This is a genomic window from Bacillus sp. SIMBA_005 (assembly GCF_046535585.1).
GTDB classification, from domain to species: domain Bacteria; phylum Bacillota; class Bacilli; order Bacillales; family Bacillaceae; genus Bacillus; species Bacillus pumilus.
This window is the reverse complement of the sequence record NZ_JAWRWI010000040.1, coordinates 1-500: the sequence shown is the minus strand read 5'-3', so window position 1 is coordinate 500 and position 500 is coordinate 1. Positions and strand designations below refer to the sequence as shown.

General features: G+C 69.6%; 1 protein-coding gene. It reads right to left on the bottom strand.

Annotation, left to right across the window (positions count from 1 at the left end; translation table 11 throughout):
- Positions 1-130 precede the first annotated feature (130 nt).
- Positions 131-500 (bottom strand): hypothetical protein (locus tag SB660_RS18945; RefSeq protein ID WP_410583755.1); only part of this gene is annotated, 370 nt, incomplete at its 5' end.

Genomic DNA, 500 nt, shown 5'->3' with positions numbered 1-500 from the left:
CGCATCGGTCGTGATCAGCGAGATCGCGAACGAACCGAGCGACTCGCCCGGCGCGCGGATGAGCGGCGGCACGCCGGGCAGGTTCGGCACGTTCGGGAAGGTGGGAACGGTTAGGTTCGGCAGCGGCATATCAGCTCAATCCGGTGTTGGCCTGCGGCACGACGAAGCTGTAGCGGCGCAACGCACCGCCCAGATCGCGCGCCACGCCCGCGGCGTCCGTCGCCTGCGTGTGCACAGTGATCGGCCCGTTGATGTTCGTCTCGGTCGTCGATGTGCTCGTCGTGGTCGTGTTGCCGCCAGCGGGAGCGGCCGCAGCCGCAGTCTGCTGTGCGATCTGCGCGGCGTTGGCCTGACCGAGGCCGCCGAATACCTCGCGGGCATATCGCTGACGCCGCGCGATGTTCGCCTCGGCCGCGCCCGGCCGCTCGTATTCGCGCGAATGCACCTCGGCGGCGAACTCAGGCGTCTTCGCCATGCGCAGCCGCTGGTCGGCCTGCTTC